Below are 22,631 nucleotides of genomic sequence, written 5' to 3'. Positions count from 1 at the left end.
GGTCTCTGCGCCCGCGGGCGAGACGCCCTATGCCTCGGACGCACCTGGCGCATTCAGACCGAACCGCCCGGCGGGTACGACGCGGAGGATGAGCCCGGTGTCCACCGCCTGCTCCGTTCGGCACGGTGGGGGACCGTGGCGCACGAAGGCTTCGACCGGACCGGACAGAACGCATCGCGCGACCCGGCCGCCGGATGCGCCCGGGAAACCCCTCGGGTCTCCGGTGTTCCCGTAGTGCCGACCCCGGTGCACGGGGCCGCCTGTCTTCGTTCGGAGAGTCCGTGTTTGTCCGAGGCGACCTATCCACCGCTCGACGTGCTCAAGCCCGTGGCCGATGGCCTCTGGATCGTGGACAGCGGCCCCTTGCGCGCCCTCGGGATCCCGCTCCCGGTCCGGATGACCGTGATCCGGCTCCGCGACGGCTCGATCTGGCTGCACTCGCCGACGCGCTACGATCCGCAATTGCACCAGGACATTGCCGCGCTGGGGCCCATCCGCCACATGGTCGCGCCGAACATCGCCCACTGGACCTTCCTGAAGGAGTGGCAGACGCACTGTCCGGACGCCCTGACCTGGGGCGCCCCGAACCTGCGCCAGCGCGGGCAGGTCCGCCGCTCGGGCCTGCGCATCGACCGGGTGCTCGATGACGCGGCGCCGCCGGAATGGGCCGCGGATTTGCGCCAGGTGGTGGTACCGGGCGGCCTTTCGTTCCGGGAGGTCGCGTTCTTCCACGGGGCGAGCCGCACCCTGATCCTGACCGACCTCGTCCTCAACTTGGAACCGGCCAAGATGCCGGCGCTCCTGCGCCCGCTCCTGCGCCTCGCCCGCATGACCACGCCGGACGGGCAGCCGCCGCCCTATCTGCGCCTCGTGATCAGGTTGCGGCGGCGCGCGGCCGTGCAGGCGGTCTCGGAGCTCCTCGCGCTGGAGCCCGAGCGGGTCGTGTTCGCCCACGGCCTGTGGTTCATGCGGGACGGCACCGCGCACCTGCGGCGGTCCCTGCGCTGGCTCGGCGCGTTCGGCTGATCGCGCCAGCCCGGTCCCGCATCCGGCTCAGGGCCCTGCGCCCAGCTGCCGGATGATCCAGAGCCGCGCGGCACCGAGATCCTCGAACAGGGAGGGCGCCACCCGATTGACCGGGCCGAACCCGGCTTCGAGGAACCATTTTCCCGCATCCGCGCCGTGCTGCTCGGACAATCGGACTAGGACCGCGACAAGGAAGCCGTCCGCGAAGACGAGCTGGCTCTCGGCATCGTCGCTGTTCGTCGCGACCTGCACGGGCTGCAGGCTCAGGATCATGCGGCGATCGGCTTTCCAACAGGGATTCCGGACTGAGGACCCACCATGCTCGCGATCAGCGACACCCCTCATCCGCATCTCTTGGCCAATCAGCCCGTTTCGCCGAAGTTCCGAGCCAGTCATGCCCCGGAACACCGCCAGGACCGTCCGGTTGGCCAATCATGGATCGGCGGCGCAGAACGGGATCTTCCATGGATGATCGGACGATGGCCCGCGGGCTGGCCTGGTTCGGGATCGGCCTGGGCTTGGCCGAGACCTTCGCGCCCCGTCGCGTCGCCGAAGCGACGGGGCTGGAGGGACACGAGGGGCTCATCCAGATCTACGGGCTGCGCGAGATCGCCTCGGGTGTCGCGATCCTGGCCGCGGACGAGCCGGAGCGGCACCTCGGCCTGCGCGTGGCCGGGGACGTCCTGGACGGCGGCTTGCTGGCGGCGCGGGCCACGCCCTCCAACCCGAGACGGGGCCGCACCTTCGCGGCCGCCCTGGCGGTGGCACCCGTCGTCCTGCTGGACACCACCTTCTGGCTGAAGGCCAACACCCGGGCCAAGACCCGGACCCGGTGGATCCCCAGCAGCCCGGCCGAGCTCCGCTACGTGCGCTACAGCGCCGATGTGGAGACGATCGCGGCGGACGAGGCCGCGACGATCGATCGAATCGTGGAGTCACAGAAGCGGCTGCACGCCCGGAATCTCAAGACGTTCGGCCGCCCGGTCCGCGCCTCGCACGGCAAGCTGCACGGCGCCGCACTGGGCGAGCTGGAGGTGCTCCCGAATCTGCCGCCCTGGCTCCGGCAGGGCCTGTTCGCGGAGCCGGGACGCTACCCCGTGGTGGCGCGACTCGCCAACGTTCCGGGCGAGATCGCGTCCGACGCGGTCGCCACCCAGCGCGGCTTCTCCTTCAAGGTCATCGGCGTTCCAGGCGCGATGCTCCCTGGGCATGCCGGCGAGCTGACCCAGGATTTCGTGCTCGACAGCGGCCCTCGCTTCGCCGCCGGGACGGCCCGGCAGTTCCTGGCGAACCATCTCGCGCTGGAGCACGGTCCGCAGATCCCGGACGGCGTGAAGGCGGCCGTCTCGTCTGTGGCGCGGGCCGGAAACGCGGCCCTCGACGCCGTCGGCGCCGGCAGCGCGATGCTCGACTTCTTCGGCCATCCCCGGGTGCATCCGCTGGCGGAAGCCTATTTCTCGCAGGCGCCACTGCGCTTCGGCGCCTACATCGCCAAGCTCGCGGTCGTGCCGGTGGGGGCTGCCCAGCGCGTCCTCGCGGACGCGACCGTCGACCCGGCCCAGGATCCGGACGCCCTGCGGACGGCCACGGTTGGCTATCTGCGCGCGCACGACGCGGAATTCGACGTGCGCGTGCAGCTCTGCACCGATCTGGATCGGATGCCCGTCGAGGATGCCAGCGTCGCCTGGCGCGAGGACGAGAGTCCCTATCAGACGGTGGCCCGGCTCCGCTTCCCGAAGCAGGACGCGTTCAGCGCGGCGCGCCGTGCCTATGTCGACGAGGCCCTGTCGTTCTGCGTCTCGCACAGCCTCGCGGCGCACCGGCCGCTCGGCTCGATCAACCGGGCCCGGATGCGCGCCTATCCCGAGATGGCGCGCATCCGGAGGGAGGCCGGCGCGCATCCCGTGCGGGAGATCCGGTCCATCGCCGAGGTCCCCGCCTGACGCGGGGACGCCGCCGTCGGATCAGGCGCCCGGCGGATCCATTCCGACCGAGCCCTCCGCTCGGTTCAGGGCACTGACCCGCGGGCCGCGAAGCCCCGGGTTCTGCTGCTCGAGGGCGTCCAGCACGGCATTGGCGGCGCCGATGATCGCGCCGGGCGAGCCGCCCGGGATCTCCGGCCGGATCGCCTCGACGAGGCGCGTCAGGAATGTCTGCTCGACCTGCGGGTGTTCGGCCCCTTGAGCCTGGCGCCAATAGGCGGCGTGAACGTTCTCGGCGATCGTGCGGGCCGTCCGATCGACGCCTGGGGTGTCCTGCTCCATCGCTTACCTGCCTCGATCCCTATGCTGAGAAAGAGAAGGGTGGTCCTGAATGCGGCGCGTTCAAGGGCCGCCGGACTCCGGGGCCGGATCGACGCCGTCGAGGGATTTGGCGAGTTCCGTCAGCACCTCCTCCACCATGGGCGGCCAAGGCGCGTTCGCCTCATCCATCAGGCGCGCGGCACTGACCAGGGCGGTGATCTGCTCCTCGTAGACCGGCCGCCCGACGAGTTGCGCGTAACGGACCCGGGCCGCGAGCGCCGTCGCAAGGCGCTGGACCTCCGCGATCTTCGCGTTCGGCGCGCCGGTGCCGTCGCCGTTGGTCATCCACCCACCCCCGTTGGCCGCCCACAGCCCCTCTTAGGCCATGACCGATATGCCGTCAGGAGGCGGCGCGGTCGAGCAGCGGGAACTTCCGCCGCTCGGATGCGTCGATTTCATGCAGGCAGACGCATGCCGTGTTGGGAGGTTCACATGCGCAGATCGACGATCCTCACGCTGGCCACGGCCTTTGCCCTGAGCGCCGCCCCCGCCTTCGCCCAGCCTATCAGCCAGACGGGCACCGGCGGCGGCCCCACCTCGGCGGCCAAGGCGCCGCACACCGCAGCGACCGGCCAGACCGTGCCGAATCCGGGCGCCCTCAATCCCAACGAGACCGGAAGCATCGAGCGCCGGGACGCCACCGAGCAACGCAACGACGCCATCACCCGCGGCATCTGCATCGGCTGCTCCCGCTAAGGTCGATCCGTCGGGCCGGCGACCGGACGCGGCACCGGCCCGACGGCTGTTCATGACCGCGTCGCGAAGCATCGCTCAGGTCTTGAAGGCGCGCGCGCCTTCGACCAAATCAGTGGCCCCACTCACCATGAACAGGAGTTACGGCGTGGCGAACGAGGCTGTCGAGCAGGCGACAGACAAGACCTATTATGGCCTTACACTGTCACAGCACGCGGAGCGCATCAGGAAATTGGCGACGGAACGTGGCCTGACCGGTGAGGTCTTCGAACGTGTGACCGCGAAGGCTGTCGAGATGATCCCGACCATCCGGTTGAACGACGGCGGCCAGCGCTGACGCTGGACCGGGCCGGCTCACCGCTCGGCCCGTAAGCTCTTTACGATGCGGCTGGCGATCTTGCGCACGGCCGCATCATCCCGCGCCTCGCCCTCGACCTTGTCCCAAAGGTGGTCGAGGCTGCCCTCGAGTTCGTCCAGCAATTCCGGATGGCGCTGAGCCAGGAAGCGGATTGTCCCGAACAGCAGATGCTCGGTGGCCATCTCGCGGCGTCGCGCTTCGGCGACGGGGTCCAGGTGCGGCGTGTGGGTCGGGTCGGTCATGATCGCCCAACGATCCGCCGACGCCGCGGTTCGGCGTGTCCGGCGCGGTGTGACGCCGCGGAGATCGGCTTCCTCCAGGCGATGGCCTAGCCGAAGACGCGAACAGGAACAGCATCCTCCCGCTCTGGTTGAATCCTGTCGAGGAACAACATCTCAGAAGGGAGAGGACGATGGGCGATACCGACCCTGCCAAACCGGGCGACGAAGCTCCTCCCGGCACGTCCGGAACCGGCGAGAATCTGTGCCGCGCCTGCGGTGGCACCGGCAAGGTCGCCGACAAGACCTGTACCGAGTGCCAGGGCACGGGCAAGGTGACCACCGGCATCGGTGGCGCCTGACCGGACACCCGTCCGTCTGATCGCCTCCAGACATATCGTGGTCTTTCCATCGGCCTGAGGCGCCGCAAGCGCGGTCGCGGTGACGACGGTCGTTGTTCCTGCCCACGCGCGCCCGTCTAGATCGCAGCCTCCACGGTGCGACCCGGGCCGGCAGGACAGTCGGCGTCGCCGCGAAGATCGTCGCGGCGCCTGCTCCGCTCGGAACGGGTCCGGACCGGCTCGATTGTCTTGGAGAAACCGGGAGGATCCTGATGGCCGATGCTGCGCAGATCCAAGAACATGCCGAGGTGGTCGGCTCTGATGGGGTTCATGTCGGGACGGTCGACCATGTCGACAAAGGCGAGATCAAGCTGACGAAGCGCGATGCCGCGGCGGGCGGCCTGCACCACTATATCCCCCTCGACTTCGTGCAGTCGGTCACGGACGGCAAGGTTCACCTGGACCGGCCGGCCGACGAGGTGAAGCGCGAGTGGTCGACGTCGTGATCGGCAGGCCGGACCGGAACGCCGCGGTGGTCAGCGCCGCAGCGCACCGAACCAGGCTGTCAGCGGCTCTACGAAGGCCGCCCAGGTGCGCGCCCAGACCGTTCCGCTGCGGCCGTCCTCGACGCCACGCCCCGACATAAGGGCCGCGACCAGCGCGTCCTCGCGGGGCTTGCACTCGCCGAGGGCGTTGCGCTCGTCGCCGGCACGGCCCTGCCCTGACGGCTGGTGGGCGTAAGCCTCGCGCAGGCAGCGGTGCCAGGCCTGCTCCAGCGCCCGCGGATCGGCCGGATTGGCCGCCGGTGTCGCGACCGCCGGAGGGGCGGCCAGGAGGAGCATCGCGGACAGGCTGAGCACCGGCATGCGCATGCCCCTCCTATGCCCCATCGCGGCATCGGCCGGATAGAACGTATCGGCAACAGTACAGCCTGCTCGGCGCGCCGACGGCTCATTCGGCCCGGTGCGATCGGGCCGCCCGGCAGCTGTGATCCATGAGATCCTCGGCACTGGCCTCCGGCATCCTGTAGGCCAGGGCGATCATACCGGCTTGCGGGTTCTCGGGGTCGGCCGCGACGACCGCGAAGCTGACGTCATGCAGCTTTCCCTGCCAGCCCGGCACGCGGGCGAGCGCCGCGAACGGATTGAAGCCCTCCACCCGATCGGCCGGAACCCGGAGGGCGAGGTAGCGCGTCTTTCCGAACGGGATGGGAAACGGCGCCCAGGTCTCGCCGACCGCGGGTCCATGCGCCTTCAGGGCGGCCATGACGCTCCGGCGCATGCAGTCGAGGTGGATATGCAGCTGGTCCTGGCTGCGGCCGCCCACCGAGTTCACCTCAAGGCCGACCGCCGCAATGGGCAGCCGGCCCTGCAGCGCGTCCGACACGGCGTGCCGGGCTGCGAGCGCCGCCCGCCAGTAGGCCGCACCGCGGGGCCCCTGGAGCACGGGCGCCTCGATGCCCGACACGTTGTCGGTCGGCATCACGACCGTATGGGTCGGCTGGCCCGGCGCGCGCAGCACCGCCGTCCCCGGGCGCTCGCCGTCCCCGAGATCGACGGACAGGCACGGGAAGCTCCGGCCGGCCGCCTTCTTGGCGAGCACGCATCCTTGAAGCGCGACCCACAGCACGTCCCGCACCGGGTTGGCCGCGCGGGCAGCCGATACCGACGTGACGGCGAGCAGGGTGGCGACGATCAGCAGCCGGCGCATGATGCGGTCTTCCGGTCCTCGGCAGCCAGTATGCTACAAGCCACGGTCGACGATCACTGTAGGCTCGCGCTGTCAGTGCAATGTTACGGAGCTTCGATGCCGAGATCGGACATGCAGCGATTGGGCCTGGTGCGCACCGCGACCTGGATTCTGGTCGTCCTCATCGTCGCCGTCACCCTCGTGCCGCTCGGACTCCGGCCGGTGGTGACGGCCAATCCCAGCGTCGAGCGGGCTGCAGCCTATGCGCTGACTGGGCTGCTCATGATGGTGAGCTATCCGAAGCACTGGCGGCGGATCCTGATCGGCAGCATTCTCCTGGCCGGTGGCCTAGAGGCGGCGCAGACCCTGACCGGCACGCGCCATGGCCGGTTCGACGATTTCCTGGTGAAGGCCGGTGCCGCGCTGGCGGGTGCGGTCGCGGGTCTCGCGCTCGCAAGTCTGGCGAGCCGACGCCTGAACGCTCGGGCGGGTGGATGAATCCGGTCCGGCGCCGGCCCGTTCAGGTGGCCGGCACGCGGCCGGGCCCGGAAACTGCCGAGCTTTCCGAGCGTTGCTCCCGCGGGGGTCACACGCGAGGTGCGGCATGTTCGGCGCGGCCAAACTCACGGGACGATTCTGGTTTCGCAAGACGTGGACGGGCAAGCTGGTCCTGCTCGCCGAGGAAGAGCGGCCGCGCTGGTTCGGGCGCGGCGGACTGACCAAGCTTCGCTGGCGAGACGCGCGCCTGCTCGACTTGGCGGAGGCACCCATGCGGACGCTGATGACGCTGGAGCGGACCTACCGGGCAGAATACGGGGCCGGTCCGGCGCGGGTTCTTCAGGCTGTCGTTCCGTCCGGCAAGCGGGGCGCCATCGCCACGCCGCTCGGAGACGCCGCCAGCGCCTAAGCGCTGACGAAGGCGCGGGTCGAGCCTGAGGGACAGAGCTCGACCCGCCTGCCGTTCGGCTTCTGTCCCCAAAGCCGGAGCGGCGTCCCGACAGATCACGGCAGAGTTAACGCGCCGTAAATGTCCGCGCGCCGTTCGCTTCGTCCGACCGGACACGCTGGACCAGGAGAACCCACGCCCCGAGCACTTTGTAACTCATTTTATCTGTAAGCAGCAGGTCCACTGATCTATGTTGGTATTGGGCCGCAGATACGGTAGATAACGGCGATTATCGGTTCTCTTCTTGCAGATAAGCACTTGACTGCGGAGAAGAGACTCCACGTTCATGGCTCACTCCCGCGTGAGAGGCGCTAATGGACGACAGCACTTCAGTCCCGAACCAAGACCAGATCGATTTCGCCGAACTGACCGCCGACATCGTTTCGGCTTACGTGGCCAACAACTCCGTTCCGGTCCCTGATCTGCCGACGCTTCTGTCCGGCGTTCATGCTGCTCTGACCGGTCTCGGCCAGACCTCCGCTCCGGCTGAGCCGGAGTTCAAGAAGGCGACGCCCGCTCAGATCAAGAAGTCGATCACGCCGGACGCGCTGATCAGCTTCATCGACGGCAAGCCCTACAAGACGCTCAAGCGTCACCTGACCGGCAACGGCATGACCATCGAGCAGTATCGGCAGCGTTACGGCCTTCCGCCGGACTATCCGACCACGGCGTCGGCCTACTCGGCGATGCGCGCCGAGTTCGCCCGCAATGCCGGCCTCGGCCACAAGCGCCGGGCTCCGGCCGCGAAGCGCGCCGAGGTGTCCGAAACCGCCCCGGCGGCTTCGGAGTCGGCCGGTCGGGGAACGAAGACCGCTAAGGGCCGGAAGTCCAGAAAGGCCGACGCCGAGGCGTGAGCGTTCCGGCCCGGCCTCTCGCGAGTCGAGGCCGGAACGCCGCCGGTCAGTGCTTCTCCTCGGCCGGGCTGTGCTTCTGCGGCCCGTGGCCGTCCTGACCGGCGTTGTTGTGCTTGTGATGATCCCGGCTCTCCTGCTGGGACTGGCTGCGCGGCGCGCGCGGCGGGCTGTTGCGGATCCTGGCACCGCCGCCCGCCGGCACGTTCGGCCCCTCCTTGTGCTCGATCGTCCGGATCTCGAGGTCGTGGGTCTTGCTGCCTGCCATCGATGCCTCTCGGGTTCGTCACACCCGCCGGCGGTTGCGGCGGATGCCCGGCGAACCGCGGGACCGGGATGGTGTTCCCATGCCCGGAACGAGGCGGGCGGGCAGCCGTTGCCCCGCTTGAACGCCAGGGAGCCGCGCTTGAACCGATCGATCCCCGCCCTTCTTCTCGCCGCCGCGACCGTCATCGGCGTCCCGGCAACGGTCGCGGCGCAGGACAGGGCCAGCCCCGGGCAGGCGCCGCCGGCCGAGACCGCCGGCAAGCCGGCCGCCGACACGCAGGAACCGGGCAAGACCGCCACGGAGGCCGTGACCCATCCCTCCGCGGTGCCGCCCACCGAAGGCGCTGTCGGCACCGGCAAGCCGCCGACGAGCGGAGAGGCGCCGGCCTCGGGCCGCTAGACCGCGCGACGCAGTGCGGACGGACTCGAAGCGTCCGCGCGCGAACCAATGCGGCCTTCGGGAGTCTCCCTGTCGCGGCCAAGCATCGGCTGTGGCGGGCGAGCTGGACCGGATCATGCGTCAAGACGGGGTCGTTCAAGACCATCGCGAACCCGCCGCGCCCGATCGAGCCCGCACCTGTCCCTGGCTCCGGCGCCTGCACCGGCACACGTCCGGGATCGCCGCCCCCGATTCCCGCCTCTGGGCACTCGCCCTCGCGATCGTCGGGATCGATGCCGTGTGGATGCGGATCGCCCGGATCGATGCCGAACCGGTGGGCTTCGCGCTCGCGGCGGCGGCCGTCGCGGTCCTCCTGATCGCGGCCGCCGGCCTGAGCACGCTGAAGTCGGACCCGCCCTTACGGGGAATGGCCCTGGGGAGCGCGTTCCTGATCGCCTTCACGGTCCCGGTGGCGGTCCTGCACTTCCTCGCCGCGGGGCTCGCGCTGCCCTTCGCCGACGGCACGCTGGCCCGGTTCGAGGCCGGCCTGGGCTTCGACTGGACCGGCTACGTGGCCTTCCTGGCCCGGCATCCGACCCTGTCGTGGTGGCTGGCGCTCGCGTACCATTCCAGCGGACCGCAGGTCGGTCTCGTGGTGATCGCGCTGAGCGCCGCCCGCCGGCTCGGGCGGCTGTGGACCTACATTCGGCTGTTTTCCGTGACGCTCCTGTGCGTGATCGTCGTCGCCGCGCTGCTGCCGGCGCTGGGGCCCTACGCGTACTACGCGCCGCGGATCGTTCCGGCGGAGCACTTGGAGACGGTCGGGGCGCTCTGGCACCTGGAGCCGGTGGCGCGGCTGCGGACCGGCACGCTGGACACGCTCGCGCTCGGCGACCTGCGGGGCCTCGCGACATTCCCGTCCTTCCACGTCTGCCTGGCGATCCTGACCGCTTGGGCGCTGGCCCCGGTCCCGGTGCTCGGGCCCCTCGCGATCCTGCTCAACGCCGCCGTGATCATCGCGACGATCGGCGCAGGCGGCCATTACCTGCCGGACGTGCTGGCCGGGGCGCTGCTCGCGGGGGCGGCCCTCGCATGTCGGTCCAGGGGCCGGCGCCGCGAGCCGGTCACCGCACTGGAATGTCCACCGCCCACCGCCGGCGCGATCGGTGCGGCCGACGCTTGAGGGATGCGGCAGCGGGACCGCGAACCAGCGCGTATCCGGGAGATTAGCCGGACAGCGGAGAAGCGAGGGACCATGCCCCAGACCCGATGGACGACCCGCTCCATGCCGAGCCAGGCCGGCCGGTGCGCGGTTGTCACCGGCGCCACCAGCGGGATCGGCTACGAGGCGGCGCTCGCACTGGCGGGTGCCGGCGCCGAAATCATCCTCGCGGCCCGGGACGCGGCGAAGTCCGAGCGCGCGATGGCATCGATCCGGCGACGGCACCCGGGCGCCCGGCTCGCATTTCAGCCCCTCGACACGGCGCGCCTCGCCTCCGTCCGGGCCTTCGGCGAGCGGTGGCAATCCGAGGGCCGACCGATCGACATCCTGTTGCTCAACGCCGGCATCGCCACCGTGCCGAACCGCGAGGCGACCGAGGACGGGTTCGAGCGCCAGCTGGGCACGAACTATCTCGGCCATTTCGCCCTGACCGGCCTGCTCTTGCCGTTCGTCCGACAGGATGCGGCTTCGCGGATCGTCGAGGTCGCGAGCCTCGCCCACAGGCCCGGGCGGATCCATTTCGACGATCTCCAGCTTGCCCGCTCGTACGGCCCGCAGCGCGCCTATCGGCAGTCGAAGCTCGCGATGCTGATGTTCGGCCTCGAGCTCGACCGGCGGCTGAAGGCGGCCGGCTCGCCGATCCGGTCCGTCCCGGCCCATCCCGGCGCGGCCCGCACGGATGTCTTCCGGCGCGGTGACCGGGCCGGGCCGGTCCAGCGGCTCGCCGGGCACGCGATCTTCTCGGTGATCGGCCAGTCCGCCGCACAGGGAGCGCTGCCGCTGCTCTTCGCCGCCACGGCGCCCGAGGCGGAAGGCGGCGCCTATTACGGGCCGGATGGGATCTGGGAGCTGAAGGGCCATCCGACCCGCGCCGACATCGCCGCGCACGCCCGGGACAAAGGCACGGCGGAGCGGCTCTGGTCGGTGTCCGAGGCGCTCACCGGGATCCGCTGCGCCGTCTGACCCCGCACCCACCGCGCGGCTCCGCTTGCCCGCCCGCCACCCCTTCCATAGATCCTGACGATGACAGCCCTTCCCTTCGACAACAGCTACGTCCGCCTACCGGAGCGCTTCTACGCCCGCCGTGCGCCGACGCCCGTGGCGGCACCCCGCCTGATCCGGCTGAACCGGGCGCTGGCCGAGGCGCTCGGCCTCGACCCGGACTGGCTGTCGGGCCCCGAGGGCGTGGCGGCGCTTGCCGGGAACGGTGTGCCGGACGGCGCCGATCCGATCGCGGCCGCCTATGCCGGGCACCAGTTCGGCAACTTCGTGCCGCAGCTCGGCGACGGCCGCGCGATCCTGCTCGGCGAGGTGATCGACCGGATGGGACACCGCCGCGACATCCAGCTCAAGGGCTCGGGCCCGACGCCGTTCTCCCGGCGCGGCGACGGGCGCGCGGCGCTCGGTCCGGTGCTGCGCGAATACCTTGTCAGCGAGGCGATGGCGGCGCTCGGCATCCCGACGACGCGCGCGCTCGCCGCCGTCGCGACGGGTGAACCCGTGGTGCGCGAGACCCTGCTGCCCGGCGCGGTCCTCACCCGCGTGGCTGCCAGCCACATCCGGGTCGGCACCTTCCAGTTCTTCGCGGCGCGGGGCGATGTCGAGGGCGTGCGGGCGCTTGCCGACCATGTCGCCGACCGGCACTATCCGGAGGCCGCGCAGGCGGCGAACCCTTACCGGGCGTTGCTGGAAGCGGTCATCGCCCGGCAGGCCGAGCTGGTGGCGCGCTGGCTGCTCGTGGGCTTCGTCCACGGCGTGATGAACACCGACAACATGTCGGTCGCCGGCGAGACGATCGATTACGGCCCCTGTGCCTTCCTCGATGCCTATGATCCCCGAACGGTCTACAGCTCCATCGATCGGAACGGGCGCTACGCCTACGGCGAGCAGCCGCGCATCGCCCTCTGGAACCTGACGCGGCTGGCCGAGACCCTGCTGCCGCTGCTCGCCGACGACGAGAGCGCTGCGGTCGCCGAGGCGGAAGCGGCGCTCGCCGGCTACGCGGCGCGCTTTGAGGCCGCCTATCACGGCGGACTCGGCCGGAAGCTCGGTCTGGGCGAGACACGCGAGGGCGACCCTGCGCTGGCCGGCGACCTCCTCAAGCGCATGGCCGAGAACCAAGCCGACTTCACGCTGACGTTCCGGAACCTGTGCGCCGCGGCAGAGCGGCCGGAGGCCGTGGCGGTGCGCGACCTGTTCGCCGATCCCACGGTCTTCGATGACTGGGCTTCCCGCTGGCGCGCGCGGCTGGCCCTGGAGGGCCGCGACCCCGCCGCGACCGCCGCGGCGATGCGGGCGGTCAACCCGGCCTTCATCCCGCGCAACCACCGCGTGGAGGCGATGATCGAAGCTGCTGTGGAGCGGAGCGACTTCGCCCCCTTCGAGACGCTTCTGACCGTGCTGTCCCGGCCCTACGCTGAGCAGCCGGAGAACGCTGCCTACGCAGAGGCACCCGCGGGGGCGGCGTCGGCTACCGGACGTTCTGCGGTACCTGACCCAGGGTGGGGTCTCGGCTCAGAGCTTCCTCAGGCGTGGGGCCAAGTATAGATCTCGTGCACGTTGCCGTCGGCCCGGAACCAGTGCACGCGGGTCGCCGGATTGAACCCATGATCCCGGTACGAGGTGGCGATCAGCGACACGAGCGCCGCCGCCGCCGAACGATCATGGATGTCATAGGCCAGGAGTTGCGGGGACCGCCCATCCATCTGGGCGCGATCGCGAACGAAGATCGAATACGACATACGCCTCACTCGGCCCGATCTTAAAACAACCTATGCGAGCATAAATCACACGGACCGTAGCCGTTCATTGCAGGCTGACGTAAAGGTTAATCGATTTTAACCAGCCTCCGACGCTTTGATCGGATCTTCATCGAGAGGGATGCGGCGAAGCTCGCGTACCGCGGGTCGCTTCACGTGATCACGCCCTGTGATCACCCTGCCCTGTTCGTGAAGCGCCGGAGCCGCGTGGAGAACCTGAGGGAATGCGGCTTCGCGGCCGGCTGCGCCCGGATTTCAGGACGCGCGCATGAATGGGATCGGCTCGCGATCCTGCCCGGCAGCCGTTGTCTGAAGCAGCGCCAGCATCAGCTTCATCGCCGCCGCGGCGGCCTCGACGCATTCGGCCTCGCTGTCGAGCCGGTCCAGCAAGGCGCCGGCATCGGCATCCGGCACCAGGTGGCTCATGGGCCCGCTGCCGAAGGCCGGTTCGAGCACGGGTCCGCACTCGACCACCTCGATGCCGGTATGGCGCAGGTCGCAGCAGATCCGGTCGAAGATCGCCTCCACGGCGGAGGCCGGCCCTTCCAGAGCCTGCACGAAGTGCAGGCTGGCAAAGAGCATCGCACCGGTGACGCCGGCTCCGGCATTCCGGTGCTGGGACGCCGCCACGATGGCGCCGACGATGCGCTGCACCTCCGCAGGGCTGCCCGCGATCGCGCTGCGGCTGCGGTAGACCAGCCGGAACAGGTCGGAGCGGTCCCTGGGAGTCATGCGGCCTCGCGCGCGTCGACGAACGACAGGAACTCCGCTTCCGGCAGCGGGCGGCTGACGTGATAGCCCTGCACCTGGTCACAACCTGAGGCGGCCGTGAAGGCGAACTGCTCGGCCGTCTCGACGCCTTCGACCGTGATGGTCATGCCGAGGCACGCCCCCATGGTGATGATCGCCCGGACGATAGCGGCGCTCTCCGGGTCGCCCGGAAGCTGCCGCACGAAGGATCGGTCGACCTTGATCTTGTCGAAGGGAAAGCGGCGCAGGTAGCTCAGCGAGGAGTAGCCCGTCCCGAAATCGTCCATCGAGATGCTGACGCCCGCCGCCCGCAATCGGGTCAGGGTGGCGAGGGTGCGCTCTTCGTCGGCCAGCAGCACGCCCTCGGTGATCTCCAGCTCCAGGCGGTCCGCGGCGAGACCGGAAGCGGTGAGCGCCGCCTTCACGGTCTCGGCGAGGCGGAGGTCCCGGAACTGGGCCGGGGAGAGATTGACGGCCACCCGGATGTGCGACGGCCAGCGGGCCGCCTGGGTGCAGGCCGTGCGCAGGACCCATTGTCCCAGCGGTCCGATCAGACCCGTCTCCTCGGCGAGCGGGATGAAATCGGCAGGCGGAACGAGGCCGCGCTCCGGATGGCGCCAGCGCACCAGCGCTTCCGCCGCGGTGATCCGGCCCGTGCGCGCATCGACGAGGGGCTGATAGTGCAGCTCGAATTCCTGCACCGTGATCGCGCGGCGCAGGTCCGCCTCCAGGCTGCGCCGGGCCTGGACGCGCGCGTCCAGCATGGGATCGAACCGGCGGAACGTGCCCTTGCCATCCGCTTTGGCCTTGTACAGCGCGAGGTCGGCGTTGCGCAGCAGCGTGCCCGGCTCGCGGCCATCCGCCGGCGCGAGCGCGGCGCCGACCGAGGCGCCGACATTGACGAGCTGACCGTCGATCAGGAACGGGCGGTCGATCAGCTCGATGATGCGCGCGGCCAGAGCCTGCACCGCCTCGGGACCGTCCGGGGCGGCCTGCAGGACCGCGAACTCGTCACCGCCAAGCCGCGCGACCAGATCCTGCGCACCCAGCGCCGCCGTCAGGCGCTCGGCCGCCTTGCGCAGCAGCGTGTCGCCGAGACCGTGCCCGAGGGTGTCGTTCACGAGCTTGAACCGGTCGAGATCGAGAATGAAGACCGCGAAGGGCTGATCGCGTTCGCCGCAGGACGCGGCGTGGCGGGCGAGCAGGTCGTGAAAATGGGCGCGGTTCGGCAGGCCCGTCAGCGCGTCCGAATAGGCCAGCATGCGCATCCGCGACTCGGTCTGCAGGCGCTCCCGCTGATCGCGGACGGCCAGCACGGTCTGGAGCCCGCTGCCGAGGGGGACTTCGCTGCGCAGCACGCGCACCGGCACGCTCTGCCCGTCGGCGCCGACCAGCTCGGCCTCCCGCTCCTCGCGCTCGGGCAGGGCCGAGACGACGAGGCCGGGCAGGACATCCGACAGGCGGCGGCCGCTCAGCGCACCGGCGCCGACACCCGACATCTGCTCAAGGCTCCGGTTGGCGGTCTTGATGGTCTCGCCGTCGCAGACGGCGAGACCTTCGACGGCGAGGTTGGCCAGCTCACGCAGGCGCTCCTGGTCCCGCCGGGCCTGCGCCCGGGCGCTCAGGGTCAGGCGCAGGCCGACGAGGGCCAGGGTCAGGAGCCCGAACGAGACGCACGCCACGATCGGCGCCACCACCTCTGGCGGGACCGCCTCGGCCGGCAGCGGCCGCTCCGGATCGAAGGTCAGCGTCATTGCCGCCATGCCGCCGAGATGGAGGACACCGATCCCCGCAAGCAGCAGCGGTGCCGCAGCCCGGCGCCACGGACGACGCCGCTCGCCAGCGACCATCAGGGCCGCACCGAACATCAGCAGGCTCGCCGCCAGCGAGACGGCCACGAGGGCTGGATCCCACACCACGGTCCCGGCGACCAAGTAGGAGGCCTCGCCGAGATAGTGCAGCGCCGCGATGCTGATCCCGAGGGCGAGGCCGGCCGCGAACCGGCGCGCCCGATCCCGCTGGCCGATCACGAACCCGATGCTGATCCCGATGCCGCCGATGGCGATCAGGAGCGACAGGGCCGTGAGGGTCGGCTCGAAGCCGGCGGGCATGCCGGGCCTGAAGGCGAGCAGCGCGACCATGTGGGTGGCCCAGGCGGTGCAGCCCGACGCCACGATGGCGGCGGCGCCCCAGGTCCAGGCGGCACGCCCCATCGAGCGCGCCGCGTGAGCTGCCACCGAGAACGAGCCGTAGACGCCCGTGATGCAGATGGCCGCAGCGAGCAGGATGAGTCGGTGGTCATGTGCCTCGGCGAGGCACGTATAGACGGATCGCATGGCAAGCTCCGAGGCTTAAGGCCTAGGCTCGACCTGTTAATCAAAACCCCTATAGCCAGCAGCGAAAGTTACTCCGACCTCACGAAAGATCAGTCTTCATCCCCAATCCGTTAATCTGCGTTATGGTTCGAACTGTCGCGCAGCGAACAACACAACATGTGTTGCGGTCGAAGTCCGAGGGCGCGACAATTTGCGCCGAGTCGCCGGTCCTGGACCTGCGCCGCCCCTCTGTCGCGACGCCCGCGAGGCTTCGCGCTCGACGGCCTCCTCCGTCTCGGTCCTGAACCCCCTGGCGAAAAGCGCTACGGAGGATCGGATGACGCAGACGGGATGTCTCACGCGATGACGAAGCGGCTTCTGGTGGGATTCCTCGCGCTGCTTCTGACGGTGGCCGGCGCGCAGGCGGCCGGCATCGTCGTGTCGTCCAAGCTCGATACGGAGGGCGGCGTCCTCGGGAACATCATCCTGCAGGCTTTGAAGGCCAAGGGCCTGCCGACCGTCGACAAGATCGAGCTCGGCGCCACGCCGATCGTTCGCCAGGCCCTGCTCGAGGGCCAGATCGACATCTACCCGGAATATACCGGCAACGCGGCGTTCTTCTTCAGCAAGGCGGACCTCCCGGTCTGGAAGGATCCGGGCGCTGCCTACGAGACCGCCAGGACCCTCGATCTCCAGGCCAACGACCTCGTCTGGCTGAATCCGGCCTCGGCCGACAACACCTGGGCGATCGCGGTCCGCGCGGACATCGCCCAGGCCAACGGCCTGCGGACGATGAGCGATTTCGGCCGCTACGTGGCCGGCGGCGGCCGGATCAAGCTCGCCGCGTCCTCGGAATTCGTCTCCGCGCCGGCCGCGCTCCCGGCCTTCGGCAAGGCCTACGGCTTCGCGCTCAGGCCGGACCAGCTGGTCATCCTGTCGGGCGGCGACACCGCCGGCACGATCGCCGCGGCGATGCGGGGCACCTCGGGCACGAACGCCGCCATGGTGTTCGGCACCGACGGCAGCCTCACCGTCGCGCGGCTCGTCGTCATGGCGGACGACAAGCGCGTCCAGCCGGTCTACCAGCCGGCGCCGGTGGTCCGCGGGCCGGTTCTCAAGGCGCATCCGGAGATCGCCGCGGTGCTCGATCCGATCTTCCGCAGGCTCGATCTGGCCACGCTGCAGGAGCTCAACGGCCGCGTGCAGCTCGGCGGCGAGCCGGCCTCGTCCGTCGCGGCAGATTTCCTCAGGCGGAACGGCTTCGTGCCCTAGGCGCCCTCAGCCGGAGCACGGCCTTTAGAGCCGCCCCGGATTGCAACGCGGCGGGAAACGGCTCTAGTGCGGGGCAGTTACGGCCGCGCTCGGAGCACCGGATGAGCGGACACATGGCGGCCCGGGCGCGCGCCGGTTTCCGCCCGGCCCGGCCGGGGGCCGACCCGCTGGGTTCTGTCTTCGCGGCCCTCCTCGGCCTCGGCCTCCTCGCCTTGCCGCTGGTGACGGCGCGCCCGAACCGGATCGCGTTGGGTACGCCCCTGATGGCGTGGTCGGCCCTGCCCCTTGGCCAAGCCCTGGCGCTCGGCGCCGTCCTCGGATGCGTCGCGCCGCTGCTCGCGCTGCGGATCGCACCGGGCCTGCGCCTCGCCGCCGGGAGTGCCGCGCTCGGGCTGCTCTGCCTCGCGGCCGGCTGGGCGGCCGATCACCTGACGCCGCCCGGCGACCGCTACGGCCGGATCTCCCTGGATGCGGGCTGGTGGCTGGCCTTCGCGACCGCCGGCCTCGCGGCCGGCGACGGGCTGGCGCGGCTGCGGCCGAGCCCGGCGCTGCAGATCGGCGCGCTGGCGCTCGTTGCAGCCCTCGTAGGGCTCGTCCTGCGCTCCGGGTTCTGGGACAACCTCTCGGTGCTGCGGGAATATGTCGGCCGCTCCGACACGTTCGGCCGAGAGGTCCGGACCCATGCCGGCCTCGCCCTATCCTCGGTGGCTGCCGCCGCCCTGGTCGGGATCCCGGCGGCGATCCTGGCCCATCCGGTCCCTACCTTACGGGCGGCGCTGCTCTCGGTCTTCAACGTCGTGCAGACGATCCCGTCGATGGCCCTGTTCGGGATGCTGATCGCTCCCCTCGCCTGGATCGGCCGGACGGTCCCGGGGGCGGCGGATCTCGGCATCGCGGGGATCGGCGCCGCACCGGCCTTCGTGGCCCTGTTCGCCTACGCGCTCCTGCCGGTCACCGCCGCGACCGTCGCCGGCCTCGACGCCGTGCCCGGGCCGGTGCGCGACGCCGCGCGGGGCGTCGGCATGACCGACCGGCAGCGCTTGGTACAGGTGGAGCTGCCGCTCGCCCTCCCGGCCATCCTCACCGGTATCCGCATCGTGCTCGTCCAGAATATCGGGCTGGCGGTGATCGCCGGGCTCGTCGGCGGCGGCGGTCTCGGCGTGTACGTCTTCCAGGGCATCAGCCAGAACGCGGGCGACCTCGTGCTGCTCGGCGCGCTGCCGACGGTGGCCATGGCCAGCGGCGCGGCGGTGCTGCTCGATGCGGTCATCGACCTCAGTCGCGGCCGGGCGGCGGACCGGACCCCATGATTGAACTCGCGCATGTCAGCCGCGTCGTCGGCGGCCGCACGATCGTGGCCGATGTCAGCCTGCGGGTCGCGGCCGGAACGATCCTGACGGTGGTCGGCACGTCGGGTTCGGGCAAGACGACCCTGCTGCGGCTGATCAACCGCCTCGCCGAGCCGAGCGCCGGCACGATCCGGGTGGCGGGCCGGGACGTCCGGACCGTCCCGCCCCACGCGCTGCGCCGCGGGATCGGCTACGCCATCCAGGGGCACGGGCTGTTTCCTCACCGCACCGTCGCGGAGAATATCGGCGCGGTGCCCAAACTCCTCGGCTGGGAGCGGGCGCGGATCGCCGCCAGGGTCGACGAACTCCTCACCCTGTTCCGTCTCGATCCGGCGCTCTACCGCGACCGCCTTCCGGCGGCGCTCTCCGGCGGCGAGCAGCAGCGGATCGGCGTCGCCCGCGCCCTCGCCGCCGAGCCGCCGATCCTGCTGATGGACGAACCCTTCGGCGCCCTCGATCCGATCATCCGCGGCCGGGCTCAGGACGACTTGAAGGCGATCCAGCAGCGCTACGGCACCACGATCGTGCTGGTGACACACGACATGAACGAGGCCCTGCGCCTCGGCGACCGGATCGCCGTGATGGATGGAGGGCGCTTGGTCCAGGAGGCCGACCCGACGGCTCTGATCGGCGCGCCGGCGACCGAATTCGTCGGCGCCCTGCTCGGCCGCGGCGACCGCGCCTTCCAGCTCATGGCCCTGCGGCTCGTGGACGATCTCGCCGAGCCCGGCCCGGCGCCGGGCGCGCCGATCCCGGCCGGCACCTCGGTGCGCGATGCCCTGGCCGAGAGCCTGTGGTCGCAGCGCCCGGCTCTGCCGGTGAGCCGCGACGGCGTCATCCTGGGCCGGGTGACGCGGGCGAGGCTCGAGGCGCAGGGCGCGGGCCCGTGAGCCGGGCGTCGATCCCGAAGGCCGCGCTGCTCGTCCTGCTGGTCGCGTTCCTGGCGGCGCCGGAGGCGTTTGCGGGGCTGTTCCGGCCGTTCGCGCCCGCCGGCACCCCGCCGATCTACGCGCAGACCCCGCTCCTGACGCTGGCCGTCAACCACCTCCTGCTGGTCGCCGCCGCGACCCTGGCGGCCAGCCTGCTCGCCCTGGGCTCCGCAATCGCGGCGACCCGGCCGGCCGGGCGCGACGTCCTGCCCTTCGCCCGCGCGCTCGCCAATCTCGGCCAGACCTTCCCGCCGGTCGCCGTCCTGGCGCTGGCGGTGCCGATCTTCGGGTTCGGCACGGTCCCGACGCTGATCGCCCTCGTCCTGTACGGATTGCTGCCGATCTTCGAGACGGCCCTGACCGGCCTGGAGGGCCTCGATCCGGCGCTGATGGAGGCGGCACGCGGCATCGGGATGACCGATCGCCAGCGGCTCGTGCAGGTGGAGCTCCCTCTCGCGCTGCCGATGATCCTCTCGGGGATCCGACTCTCGGCCGTCATCGGCCTCGCGACGGCGACGATCGGCTCGACAGTCGCGGCCAGCACCCTCGGCGAGGTCATCGTCTCCGGCCTCCTCACCGGCAACACCGCCTACGTCCTGCAGGGCGGCCTCGTGGTCTCGGCGCTGGCGATCCTGATCGACGCCGGCCTGCGCGCGCTCGAAACCGGAGCGGCGCGCCGGGCCGGGTCTCATGCCTAGGAGCGATGGGACGCCTTGGACGGGAGCCGGCACGCGCGTGCCGGCTCCGCGGCCTTCACCCGATCACCATCCGTGGTGCCAAGCCGCGTGACGCCAGCCGCCATGATGGTGCCAACCCCAGGGGCGGTGCCAGCCGACGCGGCGCCAGGCCCAGGGACGGTGCCAGCCGTAGACCACCGGCCGCGCGTAGTAGACCGGGCGGTAGGCGTAGGGGCGCCAATTGGGCTTGCACCAGCCGTAGAAGCCCCTGTGGAACCCGGGGCCGCAGCCCTGCGCGGCGTCCGCCGTGTCGATTGTGGCGGTCAGGGTGCCGAGCGCGAGGAGAGCGGCGCCTGCAAGCTTCATTCGCATGTCTTCCTCCTGTCAACCGTAAGCAAAGCCATCACGCGGCGACGCTCGATCGAGATGTCGTCCGATGATGCCCGGCCGTTTGCGAAAAGCCGGAAGTGCACCCGAAACATCCAGACAGAGAAAGCGTTTCTTCACGAATATGTGCGCAGGCCGGCCCACGATTGAGCGCGAAGCCCTGCCGGAAACCTGCGCTTTGCCCGGATACGGCCATCCGGTTCCGACACTGTGCTTACGAGCACATGCCGGAGACCGCACCAGGGCGCGGCCGCGGGACGGGAGGCGCATCGGAGCCGTCCAGCCGTCCCGCCGCCATGCCGAGGGAGGTGCGGCCTAGGCTTCCGCTCAATTCGGCGGCGCTCCTTCCGCTCCTCGATATAGAACGGAGCACCAAGGCCGCCGCTTCAGCGACCGCCGACAACCAAGAGCTCGATGCAGAGCTCTGCGGCTACGGGCGCACGGTTCGCGACGCCCTCAGCCATGGTCCGCGACCGGCCACGACGAACAGCTCCGGACATGCAGCACGATCAGGGCGCGGGCCAACGTCACCGAGAATTGCACCACCTCAGGGACATGAATTTGGGCCGCTCCATCGCGGGCCATACAATGTACAGCATCAGTTACACAGAATTATTGAATATTGATTTTGTCAGCATCACTCTTCGATTGGCGCAATCGATTCGGAGGGCCAGACCTCGGGACGACGATCGGTATCAAACGGCCTTCTCTGCGCCTGATAGGGAGGTTACCGTGACACGAAGGGACAGACGGACAACATCGCTCGTCACCTGTACGGCAGCGACACTTGGGGTGCTGCTTCTGAGCTCCGGACCGTCGGCCGCGGAGGACATGCCGCGCCAGGGCGAATTCCGGATCACCTACACCGCGACGATTCCGGCCGCGCCGAAACCTGTGATGATCGGCGAGAACCGCATGGCGTCCGCCACGATCAACATGATGACGGCCGTCAACGAGTCCGGCGGGAAGCTCCTGCACAACATGGCCGGCCGCTGCACCTCCGCGCCGCTAATCGACAACACCGCCAAGACGGTCGAGAACCACGGCTATTGCGACTACGTCGATGCCGACGGTGACCACGTGTTCGAGAAGTGGGACTATCCGGTGCAGCCGCTCGGGGCGGCGAACGAGGGCACGGGCGAGTGGATCGGCGGCACGGGCAAGTTCGCCGGCCTATCCGGCACGATGAAGATCCGCTCCCGCCGGCTGAACACGCTCACGGACGGGGCCGTGCAGGTGGTCGGCGAGAAGCTCGGCAGTTACAGCTTCACCAACACCGTGGCGAGCGCCAAGCCGAACTGAGGGCGTAGCCTCCGGGGCCCGAGGCCGCGCGTCGATCCCGGGCTCCAGCCGGTCTCGGCGAGACGTCCCAGACTTCGCGATGAGCGGCGGGACAGATCGACGGGCTTGGCGGTATGACGGCGGCCATGAAGTCCGTCATGACGCCCGCGGACCGGGATCGGTTCGAGAAATGCCTCGTGCTCGCCGAGCACGGCGCCACGGCCGGCGAACGGACGGCTGCCCGCGCAGCCGCCGAACGCATCGCCCGCGGCGCCGGCCTGACGCTGGCCGAGGCGAGCCGGGCGTTCGGGCAGCGGCGAGAGGCGCCGCGCTCGGAAGACCGGCCCTCGCCGGCACCCCGCCGTCCCTACGCCTGGGCGCAGCCGAAGGAGCCGGTGAAGCCCGTCACCGTCGAGGAGCTGGCGCGCCAGAAGGCCGAGACCGAAGCTTGGCGGAAGCGGGCTTCGGCCGCCGCCGATCGCCAGAGGAAGCGGGAGCGTGCGGAACAGGACGCCTACGCGGCCGAGGCGCGGGCCCGGCAGGCCGAGCGCGACCGGGAATGGGCGCGCGCCCGCGCGGCGGCCGCGTCGGGCGAGCGCTAAACCTCGACCCTGCGCGG

29 protein-coding genes and 1 pseudogene are annotated in these 22,631 nt (G+C 70.6%); 19 read left to right on the top strand and 11 right to left on the bottom strand.

All coding sequences use genetic code 11. The features are described 5' to 3' along the window. Window positions 1-285 precede the first annotated feature (285 nt). Window positions 286-1,026: a DUF4336 domain-containing protein gene (locus M6G65_RS28875; protein ID WP_238194694.1), complete on the top strand. Its 741-nt coding sequence runs from the start codon at window positions 286-288 to the stop codon at window positions 1,024-1,026. A 27-nt stretch (window positions 1,027-1,053) separates the two neighbouring features. Here M6G65_RS28875 and M6G65_RS28870 read toward each other — a convergent pair whose 3' ends face one another. Beyond that, window positions 1,054-1,299, bottom strand: a complete 246-nt coding sequence (locus M6G65_RS28870; RefSeq protein ID WP_238194693.1) for a hypothetical protein — start codon at window positions 1,297-1,299, stop codon at window positions 1,054-1,056. A gap of 191 nt (window positions 1,300-1,490) precedes the next feature. Here M6G65_RS28870 and M6G65_RS28865 point away from each other — a divergent pair, with 191 nt between their 5' ends. Then, complete coding sequence (locus M6G65_RS28865) at window positions 1,491-2,969, top strand: catalase family protein (RefSeq protein WP_238194692.1); 1,479 nt, start codon at window positions 1,491-1,493, stop codon at window positions 2,967-2,969. A gap of 21 nt (window positions 2,970-2,990) precedes the next feature. On the opposite strand, the gene M6G65_RS28860 is transcribed toward M6G65_RS28865, so the two are convergent. Together M6G65_RS28860 and M6G65_RS28855 are read right to left on the bottom strand one after the other, a co-directional pair. Continuing rightward, window positions 2,991-3,290, bottom strand: coding sequence for a hypothetical protein (locus tag M6G65_RS28860; protein ID WP_192706240.1), 300 nt, complete (start codon window positions 3,288-3,290; stop codon window positions 2,991-2,993). A 60-nt stretch (window positions 3,291-3,350) separates the two neighbouring features. Then, window positions 3,351-3,614, bottom strand: a complete 264-nt coding sequence (locus M6G65_RS28855; RefSeq protein ID WP_238194691.1) for a hypothetical protein — start codon at window positions 3,612-3,614, stop codon at window positions 3,351-3,353. A gap of 147 nt (window positions 3,615-3,761) precedes the next feature. Between M6G65_RS28855 and M6G65_RS28850 the strand changes: the two genes are divergently transcribed. Then, window positions 3,762-4,025: an invasion associated locus B family protein gene (locus M6G65_RS28850; RefSeq protein ID WP_238194690.1), complete on the top strand. Its 264-nt coding sequence runs from the start codon at window positions 3,762-3,764 to the stop codon at window positions 4,023-4,025. A 145-nt stretch (window positions 4,026-4,170) separates the two neighbouring features. Continuing rightward, window positions 4,171-4,359 (top strand): hypothetical protein, encoded by a 189-nt coding sequence (locus M6G65_RS28845; RefSeq protein WP_238194689.1) that lies wholly within the window; start codon window positions 4,171-4,173, stop codon window positions 4,357-4,359. A gap of 17 nt (window positions 4,360-4,376) precedes the next feature. Here the strand turns inward: M6G65_RS28845 and M6G65_RS28840 are convergent, their stop codons facing one another. Beyond that, window positions 4,377-4,622 carry a hypothetical protein gene (locus tag M6G65_RS28840; protein WP_250103183.1) on the bottom strand — a complete coding sequence of 82 codons (246 nt, stop codon included), beginning with the start codon at window positions 4,620-4,622 and terminating at the stop codon, window positions 4,377-4,379. Window positions 4,623-4,792: 170 nt separating this feature from the next. Between M6G65_RS28840 and M6G65_RS28835 the strand changes: the two genes are divergently transcribed. Both M6G65_RS28835 and M6G65_RS28830 read left to right on the top strand, forming a co-directional pair. Next, the gene (locus M6G65_RS28835; RefSeq protein ID WP_192706236.1) at window positions 4,793-4,960 is read left to right on the top strand and encodes a hypothetical protein; all 168 of its coding nucleotides are present in this window, start codon (window positions 4,793-4,795) and stop codon (window positions 4,958-4,960) included. Between the two features lie 251 nt (window positions 4,961-5,211). Beyond that, the gene (locus tag M6G65_RS28830; protein ID WP_192706235.1) at window positions 5,212-5,445 is read left to right on the top strand and encodes a DUF2171 domain-containing protein; all 234 of its coding nucleotides are present in this window, start codon (window positions 5,212-5,214) and stop codon (window positions 5,443-5,445) included. 30 nt (window positions 5,446-5,475) lie between these two features. On the opposite strand, the gene M6G65_RS28825 is transcribed toward M6G65_RS28830, so the two are convergent. Together M6G65_RS28825 and M6G65_RS28820 are read right to left on the bottom strand one after the other, a co-directional pair. Beyond that, on the bottom strand, window positions 5,476-5,811 hold the full coding sequence (locus M6G65_RS28825; RefSeq protein ID WP_250103182.1) for a hypothetical protein: 336 nt from the start codon (window positions 5,809-5,811) through the stop codon (window positions 5,476-5,478). 79 nt (window positions 5,812-5,890) lie between these two features. Next, entirely contained in the window at window positions 5,891-6,649 is a 759-nt protein-coding gene (locus tag M6G65_RS28820; protein WP_238194687.1) for a CDP-diacylglycerol diphosphatase, read from the bottom strand. Window positions 6,650-6,760: 111 nt separating this feature from the next. Here M6G65_RS28820 and M6G65_RS28815 point away from each other — a divergent pair, with 111 nt between their 5' ends. The 3 genes from M6G65_RS28815 (at window position 6,761) to M6G65_RS28805 (ending at window position 8,428) form a co-directional block, all read left to right on the top strand. Continuing rightward, complete coding sequence (locus M6G65_RS28815; protein WP_238194686.1) at window positions 6,761-7,126, top strand: hypothetical protein; 366 nt, start codon at window positions 6,761-6,763, stop codon at window positions 7,124-7,126. 106 nt (window positions 7,127-7,232) lie between these two features. After that, entirely contained in the window at window positions 7,233-7,535 is a 303-nt protein-coding gene (locus tag M6G65_RS28810; RefSeq protein WP_250103181.1) for a hypothetical protein, read from the top strand. 353 nt (window positions 7,536-7,888) lie between these two features. Continuing rightward, window positions 7,889-8,428, top strand: coding sequence for a Ros/MucR family transcriptional regulator (locus tag M6G65_RS28805; protein WP_250103180.1), 540 nt, complete (start codon window positions 7,889-7,891; stop codon window positions 8,426-8,428). Window positions 8,429-8,474: 46 nt separating this feature from the next. Here the strand turns inward: M6G65_RS28805 and M6G65_RS28800 are convergent, their stop codons facing one another. Further along, window positions 8,475-8,693, bottom strand: a complete 219-nt coding sequence (locus tag M6G65_RS28800) for a hypothetical protein (protein WP_238194684.1) — start codon at window positions 8,691-8,693, stop codon at window positions 8,475-8,477. A 138-nt stretch (window positions 8,694-8,831) separates the two neighbouring features. On the opposite strand from M6G65_RS28800, the gene M6G65_RS28795 reads away from it, so the two are divergent. The 4 genes and pseudogenes from M6G65_RS28795 to M6G65_RS28780 all read left to right on the top strand — a co-directional run bounded on the left by M6G65_RS28795 (window position 8,832) and on the right by M6G65_RS28780 (window position 12,788). After that, on the top strand, window positions 8,832-9,092 hold the full coding sequence (locus tag M6G65_RS28795) for a hypothetical protein (protein ID WP_238194683.1): 261 nt from the start codon (window positions 8,832-8,834) through the stop codon (window positions 9,090-9,092). Window positions 9,093-9,207: 115 nt separating this feature from the next. Further along, the gene (locus M6G65_RS28790) at window positions 9,208-10,254 is read left to right on the top strand and encodes a phosphatase PAP2 family protein (RefSeq protein WP_250103179.1); all 1,047 of its coding nucleotides are present in this window, start codon (window positions 9,208-9,210) and stop codon (window positions 10,252-10,254) included. 72 nt (window positions 10,255-10,326) lie between these two features. Next, complete coding sequence (locus tag M6G65_RS28785) at window positions 10,327-11,256, top strand: oxidoreductase (RefSeq protein WP_238194681.1); 930 nt, start codon at window positions 10,327-10,329, stop codon at window positions 11,254-11,256. Between the two features lie 60 nt (window positions 11,257-11,316). Beyond that, window positions 11,317-12,788: pseudogene (locus tag M6G65_RS28780) on the top strand (protein adenylyltransferase SelO). Between the two features lie 30 nt (window positions 12,789-12,818). On the opposite strand, the gene M6G65_RS28775 reads toward M6G65_RS28780, so the two are convergent. The 3 genes from M6G65_RS28775 to M6G65_RS28765 form a co-directional block, all read right to left on the bottom strand. Beyond that, a complete protein-coding gene (locus M6G65_RS28775; protein ID WP_250103178.1) occupies window positions 12,819-12,998 on the bottom strand; it encodes a hypothetical protein in 180 nt (59 codons plus the stop codon). Between the two features lie 309 nt (window positions 12,999-13,307). Further along, window positions 13,308-13,784 carry a BLUF domain-containing protein gene (locus tag M6G65_RS28770; RefSeq protein ID WP_238194678.1) on the bottom strand — a complete coding sequence of 159 codons (477 nt, stop codon included), beginning with the start codon at window positions 13,782-13,784 and terminating at the stop codon, window positions 13,308-13,310. After that, complete coding sequence (locus M6G65_RS28765) at window positions 13,781-16,138, bottom strand: putative bifunctional diguanylate cyclase/phosphodiesterase (protein WP_238194677.1); 2,358 nt, start codon at window positions 16,136-16,138, stop codon at window positions 13,781-13,783. Before M6G65_RS28765 ends, M6G65_RS28770 begins: the two co-directional genes overlap by 4 nt. Window positions 16,139-16,480: 342 nt before the next feature. Between M6G65_RS28765 and osmF the strand changes: the two genes are divergently transcribed. From osmF to M6G65_RS28745, 4 genes are all read left to right on the top strand, one after another. Further along, window positions 16,481-17,389 carry a glycine betaine ABC transporter substrate-binding protein OsmF gene (osmF, locus tag M6G65_RS28760; protein WP_238194676.1) on the top strand — a complete coding sequence of 303 codons (909 nt, stop codon included), beginning with the start codon at window positions 16,481-16,483 and terminating at the stop codon, window positions 17,387-17,389. A gap of 101 nt (window positions 17,390-17,490) precedes the next feature. Continuing rightward, window positions 17,491-18,699 (top strand): ABC transporter permease, encoded by a 1,209-nt coding sequence (locus M6G65_RS28755; protein ID WP_238194675.1) that lies wholly within the window; start codon window positions 17,491-17,493, stop codon window positions 18,697-18,699. After that, the gene (locus M6G65_RS28750; protein WP_250103177.1) at window positions 18,696-19,628 is read left to right on the top strand and encodes an ABC transporter ATP-binding protein; all 933 of its coding nucleotides are present in this window, start codon (window positions 18,696-18,698) and stop codon (window positions 19,626-19,628) included. Before M6G65_RS28755 ends, M6G65_RS28750 begins: the two co-directional genes overlap by 4 nt. After that, window positions 19,625-20,365, top strand: coding sequence for an ABC transporter permease (locus tag M6G65_RS28745; protein WP_238194673.1), 741 nt, complete (start codon window positions 19,625-19,627; stop codon window positions 20,363-20,365). Before M6G65_RS28750 ends, M6G65_RS28745 begins: the two co-directional genes overlap by 4 nt. Before the next feature lie 63 nt (window positions 20,366-20,428). Here M6G65_RS28745 and M6G65_RS28740 read toward each other — a convergent pair whose 3' ends face one another. Beyond that, window positions 20,429-20,716, bottom strand: coding sequence for a GCG_CRPN prefix-to-repeats domain-containing protein (locus M6G65_RS28740; RefSeq protein WP_308445181.1), 288 nt, complete (start codon window positions 20,714-20,716; stop codon window positions 20,429-20,431). A gap of 846 nt (window positions 20,717-21,562) precedes the next feature. On the opposite strand from M6G65_RS28740, the gene M6G65_RS28735 reads away from it, so the two are divergent. Together M6G65_RS28735 and M6G65_RS28730 are read left to right on the top strand one after the other, a co-directional pair. Continuing rightward, on the top strand, window positions 21,563-22,033 hold the full coding sequence (locus M6G65_RS28735) for a hypothetical protein (RefSeq protein WP_250103176.1): 471 nt from the start codon (window positions 21,563-21,565) through the stop codon (window positions 22,031-22,033). A gap of 125 nt (window positions 22,034-22,158) precedes the next feature. Next, complete coding sequence (locus tag M6G65_RS28730; RefSeq protein WP_238194671.1) at window positions 22,159-22,614, top strand: hypothetical protein; 456 nt, start codon at window positions 22,159-22,161, stop codon at window positions 22,612-22,614. Window positions 22,615-22,631 lie beyond the last annotated feature (17 nt).

The sequence above is a fragment of the Methylobacterium tardum genome (genome assembly GCF_023546765.1).
Lineage (GTDB): Bacteria > Pseudomonadota > Alphaproteobacteria > Rhizobiales > Beijerinckiaceae > Methylobacterium > Methylobacterium tardum.
Note: the sequence above shows the minus strand (reverse complement) of the source record. Positions and strands in the feature narration are given on the sequence as shown.